This window comes from Xenorhabdus griffiniae (assembly GCF_037265215.1).
Taxonomy (GTDB): domain Bacteria; phylum Pseudomonadota; class Gammaproteobacteria; order Enterobacterales; family Enterobacteriaceae; genus Xenorhabdus; species Xenorhabdus griffiniae.
In genome coordinates, this window is record NZ_CP147737.1 from 4,532,123 (window position 1) to 4,548,873 (window position 16,751).

22 protein-coding genes, 5 tRNA genes and 3 rRNA genes are annotated in these 16,751 nt (G+C 46.3%); 2 read left to right on the forward strand and 28 right to left on the reverse strand.

Annotated elements, in window-relative coordinates:
• Window positions 1-10: 10 nt before the first annotated feature.
• The 22 genes from rpsN to WDV75_RS20845 all read right to left on the reverse strand — a co-directional run bounded on the left by rpsN (window position 11) and on the right by WDV75_RS20845 (window position 9,753).
• Window positions 11-316, reverse strand: a complete 306-nt coding sequence (gene rpsN / locus WDV75_RS20740) for a 30S ribosomal protein S14 (protein WP_010847489.1) — start codon at window positions 314-316, stop codon at window positions 11-13.
• Window positions 317-328: 12 nt separating this feature from the next.
• Window positions 329-868, reverse strand: coding sequence for a 50S ribosomal protein L5 (rplE, locus tag WDV75_RS20745; RefSeq protein WP_074021486.1), 540 nt, complete (start codon window positions 866-868; stop codon window positions 329-331).
• A gap of 13 nt (window positions 869-881) precedes the next feature.
• The gene (gene rplX, locus WDV75_RS20750) at window positions 882-1,196 is read right to left on the reverse strand and encodes a 50S ribosomal protein L24 (RefSeq protein WP_038269614.1); all 315 of its coding nucleotides are present in this window, start codon (window positions 1,194-1,196) and stop codon (window positions 882-884) included.
• Window positions 1,197-1,206: 10 nt separating this feature from the next.
• A complete protein-coding gene (gene rplN, locus WDV75_RS20755; protein WP_004246955.1) occupies window positions 1,207-1,578 on the reverse strand; it encodes a 50S ribosomal protein L14 in 372 nt (123 codons plus the stop codon).
• A gap of 175 nt (window positions 1,579-1,753) precedes the next feature.
• Complete coding sequence (gene rpsQ / locus WDV75_RS20760) at window positions 1,754-2,008, reverse strand: 30S ribosomal protein S17 (RefSeq protein WP_038240484.1); 255 nt, start codon at window positions 2,006-2,008, stop codon at window positions 1,754-1,756.
• Window positions 2,008-2,199 carry a 50S ribosomal protein L29 gene (rpmC, locus tag WDV75_RS20765; RefSeq protein ID WP_010847484.1) on the reverse strand — a complete coding sequence of 64 codons (192 nt, stop codon included), beginning with the start codon at window positions 2,197-2,199 and terminating at the stop codon, window positions 2,008-2,010. Before rpmC ends, rpsQ begins: the two co-directional genes overlap by 1 nt.
• Window positions 2,199-2,609 carry a 50S ribosomal protein L16 gene (gene rplP / locus WDV75_RS20770; protein ID WP_012990491.1) on the reverse strand — a complete coding sequence of 137 codons (411 nt, stop codon included), beginning with the start codon at window positions 2,607-2,609 and terminating at the stop codon, window positions 2,199-2,201. The genes rpmC and rplP overlap by 1 nt, the downstream gene beginning before the upstream one ends.
• Window positions 2,610-2,621: 12 nt before the next feature.
• The gene (gene rpsC, locus WDV75_RS20775; protein ID WP_010847482.1) at window positions 2,622-3,323 is read right to left on the reverse strand and encodes a 30S ribosomal protein S3; all 702 of its coding nucleotides are present in this window, start codon (window positions 3,321-3,323) and stop codon (window positions 2,622-2,624) included.
• 17 nt (window positions 3,324-3,340) lie between these two features.
• Window positions 3,341-3,673: a 50S ribosomal protein L22 gene (gene rplV / locus WDV75_RS20780; RefSeq protein ID WP_010847481.1), complete on the reverse strand. Its 333-nt coding sequence runs from the start codon at window positions 3,671-3,673 to the stop codon at window positions 3,341-3,343.
• A gap of 14 nt (window positions 3,674-3,687) precedes the next feature.
• Window positions 3,688-3,966 carry a 30S ribosomal protein S19 gene (gene rpsS, locus WDV75_RS20785; protein WP_011148791.1) on the reverse strand — a complete coding sequence of 93 codons (279 nt, stop codon included), beginning with the start codon at window positions 3,964-3,966 and terminating at the stop codon, window positions 3,688-3,690.
• A 14-nt stretch (window positions 3,967-3,980) separates the two neighbouring features.
• The gene (gene rplB, locus WDV75_RS20790; RefSeq protein WP_189760122.1) at window positions 3,981-4,805 is read right to left on the reverse strand and encodes a 50S ribosomal protein L2; all 825 of its coding nucleotides are present in this window, start codon (window positions 4,803-4,805) and stop codon (window positions 3,981-3,983) included.
• A 19-nt stretch (window positions 4,806-4,824) separates the two neighbouring features.
• Window positions 4,825-5,127, reverse strand: a complete 303-nt coding sequence (gene rplW, locus WDV75_RS20795) for a 50S ribosomal protein L23 (protein ID WP_038269605.1) — start codon at window positions 5,125-5,127, stop codon at window positions 4,825-4,827.
• The gene (gene rplD / locus WDV75_RS20800) at window positions 5,124-5,729 is read right to left on the reverse strand and encodes a 50S ribosomal protein L4 (RefSeq protein ID WP_189760121.1); all 606 of its coding nucleotides are present in this window, start codon (window positions 5,727-5,729) and stop codon (window positions 5,124-5,126) included. The genes rplW and rplD overlap by 4 nt, the downstream gene beginning before the upstream one ends.
• 16 nt (window positions 5,730-5,745) lie before the next feature.
• Window positions 5,746-6,378 (reverse strand): 50S ribosomal protein L3, encoded by a 633-nt coding sequence (rplC, locus tag WDV75_RS20805; protein WP_189760120.1) that lies wholly within the window; start codon window positions 6,376-6,378, stop codon window positions 5,746-5,748.
• 32 nt (window positions 6,379-6,410) lie between these two features.
• Entirely contained in the window at window positions 6,411-6,722 is a 312-nt protein-coding gene (rpsJ, locus tag WDV75_RS20810) for a 30S ribosomal protein S10 (protein WP_001181005.1), read from the reverse strand.
• A gap of 317 nt (window positions 6,723-7,039) precedes the next feature.
• Window positions 7,040-7,516 carry a bacterioferritin gene (gene bfr / locus WDV75_RS20815; RefSeq protein WP_273571441.1) on the reverse strand — a complete coding sequence of 159 codons (477 nt, stop codon included), beginning with the start codon at window positions 7,514-7,516 and terminating at the stop codon, window positions 7,040-7,042.
• Window positions 7,517-7,592: 76 nt separating this feature from the next.
• Window positions 7,593-7,787 (reverse strand): bacterioferritin-associated ferredoxin, encoded by a 195-nt coding sequence (bfd, locus tag WDV75_RS20820; RefSeq protein ID WP_273571439.1) that lies wholly within the window; start codon window positions 7,785-7,787, stop codon window positions 7,593-7,595.
• Between the two features lie 242 nt (window positions 7,788-8,029).
• Window positions 8,030-9,214 carry an elongation factor Tu gene (gene tuf / locus WDV75_RS20825; RefSeq protein ID WP_338804007.1) on the reverse strand — a complete coding sequence of 395 codons (1,185 nt, stop codon included), beginning with the start codon at window positions 9,212-9,214 and terminating at the stop codon, window positions 8,030-8,032.
• Window positions 9,215-9,320: 106 nt separating this feature from the next.
• Window positions 9,321-9,396, reverse strand: a tRNA-Thr gene (locus tag WDV75_RS20830).
• 6 nt (window positions 9,397-9,402) lie between these two features.
• Window positions 9,403-9,477 (reverse strand) — tRNA-Gly (locus WDV75_RS20835).
• A 100-nt stretch (window positions 9,478-9,577) separates the two neighbouring features.
• A tRNA-Tyr gene (locus tag WDV75_RS20840) sits at window positions 9,578-9,662 on the reverse strand.
• Between the two features lie 15 nt (window positions 9,663-9,677).
• Window positions 9,678-9,753: transfer RNA gene (locus WDV75_RS20845), tRNA-Thr, on the reverse strand.
• 37 nt (window positions 9,754-9,790) lie between these two features.
• Between WDV75_RS20845 and WDV75_RS20850 the strand changes: the two genes are divergently transcribed.
• Window positions 9,791-9,952, forward strand: a complete 162-nt coding sequence (locus WDV75_RS20850) for a hypothetical protein (RefSeq protein ID WP_338804008.1) — start codon at window positions 9,791-9,793, stop codon at window positions 9,950-9,952.
• A 221-nt stretch (window positions 9,953-10,173) separates the two neighbouring features.
• Window positions 10,174-11,124, forward strand: a complete 951-nt coding sequence (gene coaA, locus WDV75_RS20855) for a type I pantothenate kinase (RefSeq protein WP_273572236.1) — start codon at window positions 10,174-10,176, stop codon at window positions 11,122-11,124.
• Between the two features lie 33 nt (window positions 11,125-11,157).
• Here the strand turns inward: coaA and birA are convergent, their stop codons facing one another.
• From birA to WDV75_RS20885, 6 genes are all read right to left on the reverse strand, one after another.
• Window positions 11,158-12,117 (reverse strand): bifunctional biotin--[acetyl-CoA-carboxylase] ligase/biotin operon repressor BirA, encoded by a 960-nt coding sequence (gene birA, locus WDV75_RS20860; RefSeq protein ID WP_273572237.1) that lies wholly within the window; start codon window positions 12,115-12,117, stop codon window positions 11,158-11,160.
• Complete coding sequence (murB, locus tag WDV75_RS20865; RefSeq protein ID WP_273572239.1) at window positions 12,114-13,154, reverse strand: UDP-N-acetylmuramate dehydrogenase; 1,041 nt, start codon at window positions 13,152-13,154, stop codon at window positions 12,114-12,116. Before murB ends, birA begins: the two co-directional genes overlap by 4 nt.
• Before the next feature lie 129 nt (window positions 13,155-13,283).
• Window positions 13,284-13,399, reverse strand: a 5S ribosomal RNA gene (gene rrf, locus WDV75_RS20870).
• 34 nt (window positions 13,400-13,433) lie between these two features.
• Window positions 13,434-13,509 (reverse strand) — tRNA-Thr (locus tag WDV75_RS20875).
• A 51-nt stretch (window positions 13,510-13,560) separates the two neighbouring features.
• A 5S ribosomal RNA gene (gene rrf / locus WDV75_RS20880) occupies window positions 13,561-13,676 on the reverse strand.
• An 87-nt stretch (window positions 13,677-13,763) separates the two neighbouring features.
• Window positions 13,764-16,674 (reverse strand): 23S ribosomal RNA (locus WDV75_RS20885).
• Window positions 16,675-16,751: the final 77 nt, after the last annotated feature.

Here is a 16,751-nt window from a genome sequence, read left to right on the forward strand (position 1 = left end):
TTGGTGACAATTACCAGCTAGCCTTTTTAAGGCCCGGGATTTCACCGCGCATAGCGGCTTCACGGACTTTAATACGGCTCAACCCAAACTTCCGCAAAAATGCATGCGGACGCCCAGTCTGACGGCAGCGGTTACGCTGACGGCAAGGGCTGGAATCACGTGGCAGTGTTTGCAGTTTCAGAACAGCATTCCAACGGTCTTCATCAGATGCGTTTACATCAGAGATGATCGCTTTCAGTTCAACGCGTTTTGCGAAGAATTTCTCAGCTAATTTCGCACGTTTTACATCACGTGCTTTCATTGATTGCTTAGCCATGAGTACCCTGCCTTACTTGCGGAACGGGAAGTTAAACGCAGCCAACAGTGCGCGGCCTTCATCATCAGATTTCGCAGTAGTGGTGATAGTAATATCCAAACCACGTACGCGATCCACTTTATCGTAATCGATTTCAGGGAAGATGATTTGCTCACGAACACCCATGCTGTAGTTACCACGACCATCGAATGATTTAGCGGACAAACCACGGAAGTCACGGATACGTGGTACAGCAATAGAAATCAGGCGCTCAAAGAACTCCCACATGCGTTTTCCACGCAGGGTTACTTTACAGCCGATTGGATAGCCCTGACGGATTTTGAAGCCTGCAACTGATTTGCGTGCTTTGGTGATCAATGGCTTCTGACCAGAGATTGCTGCCAAGTCAGCTGCTGCGTTATCCAGCAGTTTTTTGTCAGCGATTGCTTCACCAACACCCATGTTCAGGGTGATCTTCTCGACCCGAGGGACTTGCATGACAGAATGGTAACCAAACTGAGTCATCAGTTTTTTGACTACCTCGTCTTTGTAGTAATCATGCAGTTTCGCCATCGTATACTCCAAATTACTTGATAGTTTCGTTATTAGATTTGAAGAAACGGACTTTTTTGCCGTCTTCAAATCTAAAACCTACACGGTCAGCCTTGCCGGTTGCTGTGTTGAAGATCGCAACGTTAGAAACATTGATAGCTGCTTCTTTTTCAACGATGCCACCTGGTTGGTTCAGAGCCGGAACTGGTTTCTGATGTTTTTTAACCAGGTTGATGCCTTCAACAATGACTTTACCAGAAGAAAGAACCTGTTTTACTTTACCGCGCTTACCTTTGTCTTTACCAGTCAGCACGATAATTTCGTCATCACGACGGATTTTCGCTGCCATTGCCTGCTCCTTAGAGTACTTCAGGTGCCAGAGAGATAATTTTCATGAACTTTTCATTACGAAGTTCACGAGTCACCGGCCCAAAAATACGCGTACCGATAACTTGCTCACTATTGTTGTTCAACAATACACAAGCGTTGCTATCGAAGCGAATGACAGAACCGTCCGGGCGACGAACACCCTTCTTGGTGCGCACCACTACCGCTTTCAGGACATCACCTTTTTTCACTTTACCGCGAGGAATTGCTTCCTTGATAGTGATCTTGATGATGTCACCGACATCTGCGTAGCGACGGTGCGAGCCACCTAGAACCTTGATACACATTACGCGACGTGCACCGGAGTTGTCGGCCACGTTCAGCATAGTCTGTTCTTGGATCATTTTAGTGCTCCGCTAAATGTCAACTACTACTGAGCCACTTTATTTTTAAAGAGGCCGTTTCAATATCCCATACTACGAGGGCGCGGCATTATAACACCACATCTTCGCGATGGACAGAAAAATAAACGGCCCCGTTATTTTTTGGGCCGTTTATTTCGTACGATACAGCGATCTATTATAGAACCGCTTTCTCTACAACGCGAACTAAAGTCCAAGATTTAGTCTTAGACAGTGGACGGGTTTCGCGGATTTCCACTACATCACCAATTCCACATTCATTGTTCTCGTCATGTACGTGCAGTTTAGTCGTACGTTTGATGAACTTACCATACAGTGGGTGTTTCACCTTACGCTCAATAGCAACAACAATGGATTTTTCCATTTTGTCGCTAATAACACGACCTTGCAGAGTACGGATTTTATCGGTCATTACGCACCCGCCTTCTCAGTCAGTAAAGTCTTAACGCGTGCAATATTACGACGCACTTGTTTCAACAGGTGAGACTGTTGCAGCTGGCCACTTGCCGCCTGCATACGCAGATTGAATTGTTCACGTAACAGGTTCAGCAGCTCAGTGTTCAGCTCTTCAACGCTTTTTTCGCGCAGCTCTTGTGCTTTCATTACATCACCGTCTTAGTTACAAAGGTGGTTTTGATAGGCAGTTTCGCTGCTGCCAGCTTGAATGCTTCACGAGCCAGCTCTTCAGGCACACCGTCCATTTCATACAGGACTTTACCGGGCTGGATCAAGGCAACCCAGTATTCTACGTTACCTTTACCTTTACCCATACGCACTTCGAGTGGCTTTTCGGTGATAGGTTTGTCTGGGAACACACGGATCCAGATTTTACCTTGACGTTTAATTGCACGGGTCATAGCACGACGTGCCGCTTCGATCTGACGAGCAGTCAGACGACCACGGCCTACAGCTTTCAGACCGAAAGTGCCGAAGCTAACATCCGCACCTGCAGCCAGACCACGGTTGCGGCCTTTGTGCACTTTACGGAATTTCGTACGCTTTGGTTGTAACATCAGCGACTCTCCTTACTTGCGGCCTTTACGCTGCTGCTTTTTAGGTTGAGCAGCCGGTTTTTCCGCCTGTTCAACTGCAGCCATACCACCCAGGATCTCACCTTTGAAGATCCATACCTTAACGCCGATTACACCATAAGTGGTGTGCGCTTCAGAAGTATTGTAGTCGATGTCTGCACGCAGAGTATGCAGAGGTACACGACCTTCACGATACCACTCAGTACGTGCAATTTCAGCACCGCCCAGACGGCCGCTGACTTCCACTTTGATACCTTTAGCGCCCAAACGCATAGCGTTCTGTACAGCACGTTTCATAGCACGACGGAACATGACACGACGTTCCAGCTGTGAACTGATGCTGTCAGCAACCAGTTTTGCGTCCAGTTCAGGTTTACGTACTTCGGCAATATTGATCTGCGCAGGAACGCCAGCGATATCCGCTACAGCCTTACGCAGTTTTTCAACGTCTTCACCTTTTTTACCGATTACAATGCCTGGACGAGCAGTGTGAATAGTCACACGGATGCTTTTCGCAGGACGTTCGATAACGATACGTGAAATAGATGCTTTAACCAGTTCTTTGTTCAAGTACTGGCGAACTTTAAAGTCGCTGTCCAGGTTGTCAGCGAATTCTTTGGTATTCGCATACCAGGTAGAGTTCCAAGGTTTGACAATACCCAGACGAATACCATTAGGATGTACTTTCTGACCCATTGCTAGTCTCCAGAGTCTCAGCGATCGGACACAACCACAGTGATGTGGCTGGTGCGCTTCAGGATACGATCTGCACGGCCTTTGGCACGAGGCATAATACGCTTCATAGTTGGGCCTTCGTCTACGAAAATTTTCGTGACTTTCAGATCATCGATGTCAGCGCCATCGTTGTGTTCTGCGTTAGCAATAGCAGACTCAAGTACTTTCTTCACTAAACCAGCAGCTTTTTTGTTGGTATAGGTCAGAGTTTCCAGAGCTTGCGACACTTTCTTACCGCGGATCAGGTCAGCCACAAGGCGAACCTTCTGAGCAGAAGAACGAGCGTGGCGATGTTTAGCGATAGTTTCCATCTCTTCCTCCTACCTTAGCGCTTTTTAGCCTTTTTATCGGCCGCATGGCCGCGATAAGTACGGGTCGGCGCGAATTCACCCAGTTTGTGACCAACCATTTCGTCGGAAACAAAAACTGGTACATGCTGACGACCATTATGGACAGCGATGGTCAAACCGATCATGTTAGGAAAGATCGTTGAACGACGGGACCAAGTCTTAATAGGCTTTTTGTCTCCGCTTTCCACCGCTTTCTCTACCTTCTTCAGCAAGTGCAGGTCAATAAATGGACCTTTCTTGAGAGAACGTGGCATGGTTTATCCTCTAATTATTTTTTAGAACGGCGACGTACGATATATTTATCAGTACGTTTGTTGCTACGGGTCTTCTTACCTTTGGTCTGGATGCCCCATGGAGTTACAGGGTGTTTACCAAAGTTACGACCTTCACCACCACCATGTGGATGGTCTACTGGGTTCATCGCCGTACCACGAACGGTAGGACGAATACCACGCCAGCGGCTTGCACCAGCTTTACCCAGAACGCGCAGCATATGTTCTGCGTTACCAACTTCACCTAAAGTAGCGCGGCAATCAGACAGAACTTTACGCATTTCACCAGAACGCAGACGCAGGGTTACATAAGAACCATCACGAGCAACGATCTGAGCATAAGCACCTGCTGAACGAGCCAACTGGCCACCTTTACCTGGTTTCATTTCTATGTTGTGAACAGTAGAACCAACCGGAATGTTGCGCATTGGCAGAGCGTTACCGGTCTTGATCGCTGAATCAGCACCAGACTGGATTTGATCACCCGCTTTCAGGCCCTTAGGCGCAAGGATGTAACGACGCTCACCGTCTTTGTACAGAACCAGTGCGATGTTTGCTGAACGGTTTGGATCATATTCCAGACGCTCAACAACAGCAGGGATACCGTCTTTGTTACGTTTAAAGTCAATCAGACGATAATGCTGTTTATGGCCACCACCGATGTGACGAGTGGTAATACGACCATTGTTGTTACGACCACCGGTTTTGTTGTTTTTTTCCAACAACGGAGCATAAGGTTTACCCTTATGCAGCTCAGGGTTAACCACTTTAACAACGTGGCGACGGCCCGGAGACGTAGGTTTACATTTAACAATTGCCATTGTTCTTTACTCCTCCGACTTACTCAGCGCCGCCAACGAAGTCCAGGTTCTGGCCTTCTTTCAAGGTGACGTAAGCCTTTTTCCAGTCGCTACGACGACCAATACGCTGTCCGTGGCGTTTAACTTTGCCTTTTACCAGCAAAGTGTTTACACCTTCAACTTCAACTTCAAACAGTTTCTGTACGGCAGCTTTGATCTCTGCTTTAGTCGCGTCTTTCGCAACTTTGAGAACGATGGTGTTGCTTTTTTCCATCGCTGTAGAAGCTTTTTCAGATACGTGCGGCGCGCGCAGTACTTTCAGCAGACGTTCTTCACGGATCATGCCAGCATCTCCTCAACTTGCTTCACAGCTTCAGCAGTCATAACCACTTTGTCGAAGGCAATCAGGCTTACAGGATCGATACCTGCTGTGTCACGAACGTCAACCTTGTACAGGTTACGAGCTGCTAAGAACAGATTCTCATCAACTTCGCTAGTGACAATCAGCACGTCTTCCAGAGCCATTTCTTTCAGTTTCTGTACCAGCAACTTAGTCTTAGGTGCTTCAACAGAGAACTTCTCGACAACGATTAGACGATCTTGACGTACCAGTTCAGACAGGATGCTTTTCAGGGCACCGCGGTACATCTTTTTATTAACTTTTTGACTGTGGTCCTGTGGTTTCGCTGCGAAAGTTACACCACCAGAGCGCCAAATTGGGCTCTTAATAGAACCAGAACGCGCACGGCCAGTGCCTTTCTGACGCCATGGTTTTTTACCTGAACCAGAAACTTCGGCACGAGTTTTCTGAGCACGAGTACCTTGACGAGCACCAGCTGCATATGCAACAACTACTTGATGCACAAGCGCTTCATTGAAATCACGCCCGAAGGTAGTTTCGGAAACAGTCAGCGCGCTTTGCGCGTCTTTGATTACCAATTCCATTCCTATCTCCTCGACGTTACGCCTTGACAGCCGGTTTTACGATCAGGTTACTGTTCGTTGCACCTGGAACAGCACCTTTGACCAGCAGCAGGTTACGCTCAGCGTCAACACGTACTACATCTAAGCTCTGAACAGTTACGCGCTCATTACCCAGTTGGCCTGCCATTTTCTTGCCTTTGAACACTTTGCCCGGAGTCTGGTTCTGACCGATAGAACCCGGAACGCGGTGAGACAAGGAGTTACCATGGGTAGCATCCTGAGTACGGAAGTTCCAGCGTTTAACAGTACCCGCGAAACCTTTACCTTTAGATGTACCAGTAACGTCAACTTTTTTAACGTCAGCGAAAATTTCAACGCTAATGCTTTGACCTACAGTGAATTCAGCATCGTCTTCTGACAGGCGGAATTCACGCAGAATGCGGCCAGCTTCAACGCCAGCTTTAGCGAAATGACCCGCTTCAGCTTTCTTAACACGACTAGCTTTTTTGCTACCAGTCGTTACCTGAATTGCACGATAACCGTCAGTCTCTTTGTTTTTAACTTGAGTCACACGGTTATTTTCGATTTCGATAACAGTTACAGGGATTGAAACGCCATCTTCAGTGAAGATACGAGTCATGCCCACTTTTTTACCGACTAAACCAATCATTGTTTCAACCTCTCAATCGTTCAATGACCTGATTAACCCAGGCTGATCTGCACATCTACACCGGCAGCCAGATCCAGACGCATCAGAGCATCAACGGTTTTCTCGGTTGGCTCAACGATGTCAACCAGACGTTTGTGAGTGCGAATTTCGTACTGATCACGCGCATCTTTATTAACGTGTGGAGAAATCAGAACGGTAAAACGCTCTTTACGAGTTGGCAGAGGGATCGGACCACGAACTTGCGCACCAGTGCGTTTCGCAGTCTCTACGATTTCCGCAGTTGATTGATCGATCAAACGATGATCAAATGCTTTCAGGCGGATACGGATTCTTTGGTTCTGCATGAGACCAGAGCTCCAACTATTTTATAAACGTAAATAATTACTCCTCGCACCCATTTCGGTTGATGGGGGAGTGTAATCGTTCTGTGCATAACCCCCATATCGGGGGTATTTTAAATGGCGGCTATTCACCGCTCATTACTGATAATAAATCAGTCCTACTCTGTGTAGGTAAGCCCGCGCATTATACGTGAATTTACCCACAAAGCAATATTAAGAGTGAAATCTATGCAAAAGTACAGACAACAAAGGGGAAAGCAAGAAAGAAAATGGCAGGAAAACGCCCTATATACATCAAATTATAGGGCGGCAAACTATAGCTATTCTTCTTCACTAAGCTGAGATTGAATGTAATTTTGTATTCCAATTCTAGCTATCAGTTCAAGTTGAGTTTCCAACCAATCAATATGATTTTCTTCATCGGCAAGCACCTCTATCATCAAGTCCCTACTGACATAATCATGAACTGAATCGGCATATGCGATTGCTTCTCTGAGATCCTTTGCACCACGTAATTCTAATTCCAGATCAGATTTCAACATTTCTTCTACATCTTCTCCGATATTGAGCTTGCCCAGATCTTGTAAATTTGGCACTCCCTCCAGAAAAAGAATACGTTCGATAAATTTATCTGCATGCTTCATCTCATCAATGGACTCGTGATACTCGACGTCATTCAAACGTATCAGTCCCCAGTTCTTAAACATTCGGGCATGCAAGAAATATTGATTGATGGCGACAAGTTCATTGCCGAGAAGTTTATTCAAATGTGCAATTATTTTTTTATCACCTTTCATAACAAGTTCCTCCGCTTCCAGTAACTAAAGTGTAGTACTAATTTGGCAGAGTAATTGCAAGAAAATTGTGCTTATTTTAGGCAACATTATTTATTGGAGGTAGCAGGGCAATCTCCTCATTCATTATTTCACGTGCTTGACGTATACATTTTCCGCAGTCGCTTCCTATAGGAACAAAATTCCTCAATTCACTGATAGAACGAATATGTTGCTGATGAACAGCATTGCGTATAGTTTTATCGCTTATTGCATTACAGAGACAAACATACATGGAAGCACTCTTCTAGCTATTTACACATTCTCGATGACTATTTAGGTCGGATAACCCCCCATACCCAAAATGGTCCACTCTTATAAAATAAGCGACACCCCGAAATAGTAAATAGAAATAAATCTCATTTCAATTATTGTTTTTATTTTGTTGAATAACAAAAAACCACCAACTTCGGTGGCTCAAAATAAAAAAAGAGGAGCCTTGGCTCCTCTTTCTTATAATCTTTTGATAATTAAAGATTAAGCAATAACTTTAGCAACAACACCGGCGCCTACAGTACGGCCACCTTCACGGATTGCGAAGCGCAGACCTTCGTCCATTGCGATTGGCGCAATCAGAGTCACTTTCATGTTGATGTTGTCGCCTGGCATTACCATCTCTACGCCTTCTGGCAGTTCGATAGTACCGGTTACGTCAGTTGTACGGAAGTAGAACTGTGGACGGTAACCTTTGAAGAATGGCGTATGACGACCACCTTCGTCTTTGCTCAGGATATACACTTCAGATTCGAACTGAGTGTGTGGGTGGATAGAGCCTGGCTTCGCCAGAACCTGACCACGCTCAACGTCATCACGCTTAGTACCACGCAGCAGAACACCCACGTTCTCACCCGCACGGCCTTCGTCCAGCAGTTTGCGGAACATTTCAACGCCGGTACAAGTGGTTTTAGTCGTCTCTTTGATACCTACGATTTCAACTTCGTCACCAACTTTAACGATACCACGCTCTACACGACCGGTAACTACAGTACCACGGCCGGAGATAGAGAATACGTCTTCGATTGGCAGCAGGAATGGCTTGTCAATGTCACGCTCTGGTTCTGGGATGTAAGAATCCAGTGCTTCAGCCAGTTCGATAACTTTCGCTTCCCACTCAGCATCGCCTTCCAGCGCTTTCAGCGCAGAACCACGGATGATTGGGGTGTCGTCGCCTGGGAAATCGTACTGAGACAGCAGCTCACGGACTTCCATTTCCACCAGTTCCAGCAGCTCTTCATCATCAACCATGTCACATTTGTTCAGGAACACGATGATGTAAGGAACGCCAACCTGACGACCCAGCAGGATGTGCTCACGAGTCTGTGGCATTGGGCCATCAGTCGCAGCAACTACCAGGATCGCGCCGTCCATCTGAGCAGCACCGGTGATCATGTTTTTCACGTAGTCGGCGTGGCCTGGGCAGTCAACGTGTGCGTAGTGGCGAGTTGGGGTATCGTACTCTACGTGAGAAGTAGAGATGGTGATACCACGCGCTTTTTCTTCTGGTGCGTTATCGATCTGGTCGAATGCACGCGCGTTACCGCCGTAAGTTTTTGCCAAAACGGTAGTGATTGCAGCAGTCAGGGTAGTTTTACCGTGGTCAACGTGGCCGATAGTACCAACGTTAACGTGCGGTTTTGAACGTTCAAACTTTTCTTTAGACATTAGGTTGTCCCTCTAAGACACGGAATCGGTGGTTTCACCACATCAACCAAGCAATTGCTTGCGAGATATTTACAGGAAGAAAATCAGGAGGTAAGAACAGAAGAAGTGGTGCTGATAGGCAGATTCGAACTGCCGACCTCACCCTTACCAAGGGTGTGCTCTACCAACTGAGCTATATCAGCACATCTTGGAGCGGGCAGCGGGAATCGAACCCGCATCATCAGCTTGGAAGGCTGAGGTAATAGCCATTATACGATGCCCGCGTGAACTCGGCTACCTGACTTTAATCAGCTGTATACTATATCTTAAGTGTTTTTTCTAGAGTATAACTCGAGCAGAACACTCAAGATCGAAACTGGTTAATGGTGGTGGGGGAAGGATTCGAACCTTCGAAGTCTGTGACGGCAGATTTACAGTCTGCTCCCTTTGGCCGCTCGGGAACCCCACCTTTCCAAATTTTTAATGGTGCCGGCACCAAGAGTCGAACTCGGGACCTACTGATTACAAGTCAGTTGCTCTACCAACTGAGCTATGCCGGCATCAAGTGCTGCGCATTCTAGGAAGAGTTGGTCCACGATGCAACAAAAAAATTGCTTTTTTTGTTCTTTCGCTCACAAAACAGCCATTTTTGGTGCTTCTGGTGTTTTTTTCAATAGTTTCAGCTTAAATATCCAACAAGCAACTCTTGTGCAGGAAGAACCAGTAAATGCATCTGACAATTATTTTTTTGAAATTTAGTTGAATCACAGTTGTCTTTCTCTTTATGAAAGAAAGACATTGACGGTCATAATAGATTAAAAAATAATACGTTTTTGCATTTGCCATCAAAAAAATGACTAAAATAATAAAAAATTCTACGCCTGCGATAGCGCAACCGATATGATGAGATTTATTTTTTTGTCGGATACGGGTGTTCTCAACAACCTGTCCAACCTGCATAGACAGGCAGATGTTGGCTTATGAATAAGAAAGAATCTTTTTTGACGACTCCATATTTACAATTTGATCGCAAACATTGGGCCACATTGCGTGACTCGGTGCCGTTAACATTAACAGAAGAAGAAGTCGCTGCTTTAAAAGGGATCAATGAAGAAATCTCAATAGATGAAGTGATAGAAATCTATCTTCCATTATCACGTCTACTCAATTTTTACATTAGTTCCAATTTACGACGGCAAGCTGTTCTTGAACAGTTTTTGGGGACGGATGAACAAAAAATACCTTATGTTATTGGTATAGCAGGCAGCGTTGCTGTCGGGAAAAGTACAACCGCCCGCTTATTACAGGCACTACTAAGCCGTTGGCCAGAACATCGTCGTGTCAAGTTAGTGACAACAGATGGTTTTTTGCACTCAAACAATATATTAAATGAACGTGGCTTAATGAAAAAAAAGGGATTCCCTGAATCCTATGATATGCGCAGCTTGGTCAAATTTGTCTCCGATATAAAATCAGGTGCAGAGAAAGTCATCGCACCGGTATATTCTCACCTAAGCTATGACATCGTTCCTCATGAACAACTTATTATCGAAAAGCCAGATATTCTTATCCTTGAAGGTTTAAACGTATTACAAAGTGGCATGGATTACCCTCATGAGCCACATCATGTATTTGTCTCTGATTTTGTTGATTTTTCTATTTATGTAGATGCGCCGGAAGAATTACTCGAACACTGGTACGTCAATCGTTTTCTTAAGTTTCGACAAGGCGCTTTTTCCGATCCTGATTCTTATTTTCACAATTATTCCAAACTAACGACAGAAGAAGCGATAAAAGTAGCATCGAGTATTTGGCGGGAAATTAATGGATTAAACTTACAGCAAAACATCTTACCAACGAGAGAACGGGCTAGCTTAATTATGACGAAAGGCATCAATCACACGATTGAAAACGTCAGATTAAGAAAATAAAACAAAAAGCCGGAAATATTTCCGGCTTTACATTCAACAACCTCTCAAGGAAATTTCACCACCGATATAAGGCGTAACAACTCCGTCAATATCAAGTAATAAAGCCCCTTGTTGATCTATTCCACGAGCTATCCCATGAACTTCCTGATCACCAATAATTAATTTCACTGAACGATTAATAAAATTATCTAATTCAAACCACCGAGGAATGAAAGAATTTAGCCCTTCATTTTCAAACTGGATTAACGCTTTTTTAAGTTCCACTATGATTTCAGCAACCAATTTATTCCTTTCAATAATCGTTCCTGATTGCTGTAAATTAGTCCAATTTTGATTAATTGATCTCTGTTGATCGCTACTCATCGAAATATTCATGCCTATTCCGATAACAACATGGGCTGCATCTCCCGTTTTTCCCGTCAACTCAACCAATATTCCAGCAAGTTTTTTATCATCTAAATACAAGTCATTTGGCCATTTTACTTTTACGCTTTCTGCTCCCTGGCGATTAAGAACTTCTGCAATGATAATACCAACGACCAAACTTAAACCTATCGCTGCTGCTGGTCCTTGTTCCAAACGCCAATACATAGATAGATATAAGTTACGGCCAAAAGCAGAGACCCACTTTCTACCACGGCGCCCTCTACCGGCATATTGATATTCTGCAACACAGGCATCTCCTGAATCGAGTTCTGCTAATTTTTCCAGAACATATTGGTTCGTAGAATCAATGACAGGTATCACTTCAATACGATCATTAGGAAGATAATTTTCAATAACTTTTTTATCCAGAAGATTCATTGGGGCAGGAAAGCGGTAACCTTTACCTGGAAGAGTGAGAACTTCTACTCCCCATTCACGAATAGTTTGAATATGTTTATTGATTCCTGCTCGGCTCATTCCCAATTCCTGACCAAGTTGTTGGCCTGAATGAATTTCGCCATCAGATAACACTTTAATTAATTTTAATGGGATACTAAGATCTTTCATGAAATACATTCCACTGCATCTATTTCACCTGCACTACCAATGAAGCGTACCTCAGGCTCTAAGAAGATATTAAATTTTTCTGCAACCTTATTACGTACATAAGAAGCTAAGGTAATGACATCTTGTCCCGTTGCATTACCTGTATTAATTAATACCAATGATTGTTTCAGGTGTACGGCAGCGCCACCAATAGCATAACCCTTCAATTGACATTGTTCGATAAGCCAACCCGCTGCAATCTTTACGCTATGCTCATCATGAGGGTATTGAGGACAGTTAGGATATTCAGATTTAATTCTGTACGCTAACTCAATCGATACAATAGGGTTCTTGAAGAAACTGCCTGCATTTCCCATCAACGCAGGATCTGGCAACTTACTCTGGCGCATTTCACACACAGCATCGAATATTTGCTCTGGTGTCACTTTTTCTCGTGAGAACTGCGCTAAGGCACCGTACGTTAAAATGGGTTCCCACTTCTTATTCAAACATAAACCAACCGCTGTAATAGCATAACCATCTTTATATTGACGCTTAAAGATGCTGTCTCTATACGCAAATTGACACTCATCCGCCCTTAGACGGATTAAATTACCTGTTTTCAGCTCAACAAAATCCACATATTCACAGACATGTTTAAATTCAACGCCATATGCTCCAATATTCTGGATTGGAGCAGAACCAACATTTCCAGGTATTAAGGCTAAATTCTCCAAGCCATAGATCCGTTGTTTAAATAAATAAGTAATCAGTTCATGCCAATTTTCACCTGCACCAACATGAATGTGCCATGCAGTATCTGACTCTTGTATATTGATACCAAGAATACGATTTAAGATCACAGTACCTTTAAAATTTTCGGTGAAAAGGATGTTACTTCCTCCCCCCAATAATAAAATAGGATGATTCTTTTCCATTGCTTCTTGCCATAAGGACAAAAGCGATTCAATAGAAGTCGCTATTCCAATATGATCAGCACTGGCTGAAATGCCAAACGTGTTAAACGCTTTTAGTTGAGTAGATTGACAGACAGACATTGATTTCAAACTCAATAGGGTAATTTAAGTCGTAGTCTATCAGACTCTATATTTGAAAGATAAGTAAGTAGTTTTTGCTAAAAACGCAAAAGGCCACTCGTATGAGTGGCCTTTTGACTGGATATTAAAGCTTGGCAGTTCCCTACTCTCGCATGGGGAGGCCCCACACTACCATCGGCGCTACGGCGTTTCACTACTGAGTTCGGCATGGGGTCAGGTGGGACCGCCGCGCTATTGCCGCCAAGCAAATTCTGTTTTATTCGCCGAACATATTATTCATGGTGCTGATACCCAGATTCGAACTGGGGACCTCACCCTTACCAAGGGTGTGCTCTACCAACTGAGCCATATCAGCAAATGCTAAAAAATAAAAGTGTTGCCGATACGGCAACACTTATAAATTGATGTCTGGCAGTGCCCTACTCTCACATGGGGAGACCCCACACTACCATCGGCGCTACGGCGTTTCACTGCTGAGTTCGGCATGGGGTCAGGTGGGACCACCGCGCTATTGCCGCCAGACAAATCCTGTTTTCAATCCCGAACAAGCTGCTTTTCTACGCTGAAACCGGTCTCTCTTTCCACTCCCGAAAACCCCTTCGGTGTTGTCAGGTTAAGCCGCACGGTTCATTAGTACCGGTTAGCTCAACGTCTCGCAACGCTTACACACCCGGCCTATCTACGTCCTCGTCTCGAACGTTCCTTCAGTACCCTCCAGGAGTAAGGGAAGACTCATCTTAAGGCAAGTTTCCCGCTTAGATGCTTTCAGCGGTTATCTCTTCCGCACTTAGCTACCGGGCAGTGCCATTGGCATGACAACCCGAACACCAGTGGTGCGTCCACTCCGGTCCTCTCGTACTAGGAGCAGCCCCTTGCAATCTTCCAACGCCCACGGCAGATAGGGACCGAACTGTCTCACGACGTTCTAAACCCAGCTCGCGTACCACTTTAAATGGCGAACAGCCATACCCTTGGGACCTACTTCAGCCCCAGGATGTGATGAGCCGACATCGAGGTGCCAAACACCGCCGTCGATATGAACTCTTGGGCGGTATCAGCCTGTTATCCCCGGAGTACCTTTTATCCGTTGAGCGATGGCCCTTCCATGCAGAACCACCGGATCACTAAGACCTACTTTCGTACCTGCTCGAGCCGTCACTCTCGCAGTCAAGCTAGCTTATGCCTTTGCACTAACCTCACGATGTCCGACCGTGATTAGCTAACCTTCGTGCTCCTCCGTTACACTTTGGGAGGAGACCGCCCCAGTCAAACTACCCACCAGACACTGTCCGCAACCCGGATAACGGGCCGGCGTTAGAACATCAAACATTCAAGGGTGGTATTTCAAGGATGGCTCCATGCAGACTGGCGTCCACACTTCACAGCCTCCCACCTATCCTACACATCAAGGCTCCATGTTCAGTGTCAAGCTATAGTAAAGGTTCACGGGGTCTTTCCGTCTTGCCGCGGGTACACTGCATCTTCACAGCGAGTTCAATTTCACTGAGTCTCGGGTGGAGACAGCCTGGCCATCATTACGCCATTCGTGCAGGTCGGAACTTACCCGACAAGGAATTTCGCTACCTTAGGACCGTTATAGTTACGGCCGCCGTTTACTGGGGCTTCGATCAAGAGCTTCTCGCCGAGGCGATAACCCCATCAATTAACCTTCCAGCACCGGGCAGGCGTCACACCGTATACGTCCACTTTCGTGTTTGCACAGTGCTGTGTTTTTATTAAACAGTTGCAGCCAGCTGGTATCTGCGACTGGCCTCGGCTCCGGAAGCAGGTTCCTTCACCTAACGCCAGCGTGCCTTCTCCCGAAGTTACGGCACCATTTTGCCTAGTTCCTTCACCCGAGTTCTCTCAAGCGCCTGAGTATTCTCTACCTGACCACCTGTGTCGGTTTGGGGTACGATGGACCCGAATCTGAAGCTTAGGGGCTTTTCCTGGAAGCGGGGCATCAGCAACTTCAGCACCGTAGTGCCTCGTCATCGTGCCTCAGTGTTGTGGCTCACCGGATTTGCCTGGTCAGCCCACCTACACACTTAAACCGGGACGACCGTCGCCCGGCTTGCCTAGCCTTCTCCGTCCCCCCATCGCAATTCGGGCCCGTACAGGAATATTAACCTGTTTCCCATCGACTACGCTTTTCAGCCTCGCCTTAGGGGTCGACTCACCCTGCCCCGATTAACGTTGGACAGGAACCCTTGGTCTTCCGGCGAGCGGGTTTTTCACCCGCTTTATCGTTACTTATGTCAGCATTCGCACTTCTGATACCTCCAGCCCACCTCACAGTGGACCTTCAACGGCTTACAGAACGCTCCCCTACCCAACGACACGTTGTGTCGCTGCCGCAGCTTCGGTGCATGGTTTAGCCCCGTTACATCTTCCGCGCAGGCCGACTCGACCAGTGAGCTATTACGCTTTCTTTAAATGATGGCTGCTTCTAAGCCAACATCCTGGCTGTCTGAGCCTTCCCACTTCGTTTCCCACTTAACCATGACTTGGGGACCTTAGCTGGCGGTCTGGGTTGTTTCCCTCTTCACGACGGACGTTAGCACCCGCCGTGTGTCTCCCGTGATAACATTCTTCGGTATTCGCAGTTTGCATCGGGTTGGTAAGTCGGGATGACCCCCTAGCCGAAACAGTGCTCTACCCCCGAAGATGAATTCACGAGGCGCTACCTAAATAGCTTTCGGGGAGAACCAGCTATCTCCCGGTTTGATTGGCCTTTCACCCCCAGCCACAAGTCATCCGCTAATTTTTCAACATTAGTCGGTTCGGTCCTCCAGTTAGTGTTACCCAACCTTCAACCTGCCCATGGCTAGATCACCGGGTTTCGGGTCTATACCCTGCAACTTAACGCCCCGTTAAGACTCGGTTTCCCTGCGGCTCCCCTATACGGTTAACCTTGCTACAGAATATAAGTCGCTGACCCATTATACAAAAGGTACGCAGTCACCCTGATAAATCAGGGCTCCCACTGCTTGTACGTACACGGTTTCAGGTTCTTTTTCACTCCCCTCGCCGGGGTTCTTTTCGCCTTTCCCTCACGGTACTGGTTCACTATCGGTCAGTCAGGAGTATTTAGCCTTGGAGGATGGTCCCCCCACATTCAGACAGGATAACACGTGTCCCGCCCTACTCATCGAACTCACAGCCTGTGTCTCTTCGTGTACGGGACTATCACCCTTTACTGTGCGCCTTTCCAGACGCTTCCACTGACACACACACTGATGCTGGTTCTGGGCTCCTCCCCGTTCGCTCGCCGCTACTGGGGGAATCTCGGTTGATTTCTTTTCCTCGGGGTACTGAGATGTTTCAGTTCCCCCGGTTCGCCTCATTAACCTATGGATTCAGTTAATGATGGTGCAACGGATTGCACCGGGTTTCCCCATTCGGACATCGCCGGCTGATAGCGCTTCATATCAGCTCACCGGCGCTTTTCGCAGATTAGCACGTCCTTCATCGCCTCTGACTGCCTAGGCATCCACCGTGTACGCTTAGTCGCTTAACCTCACAACCCGAAGAAGTCTTCCGGTCGGAGTGTTGAGAGTTTCATCAATGTTATCATTCCATAACATTGACGGTTTC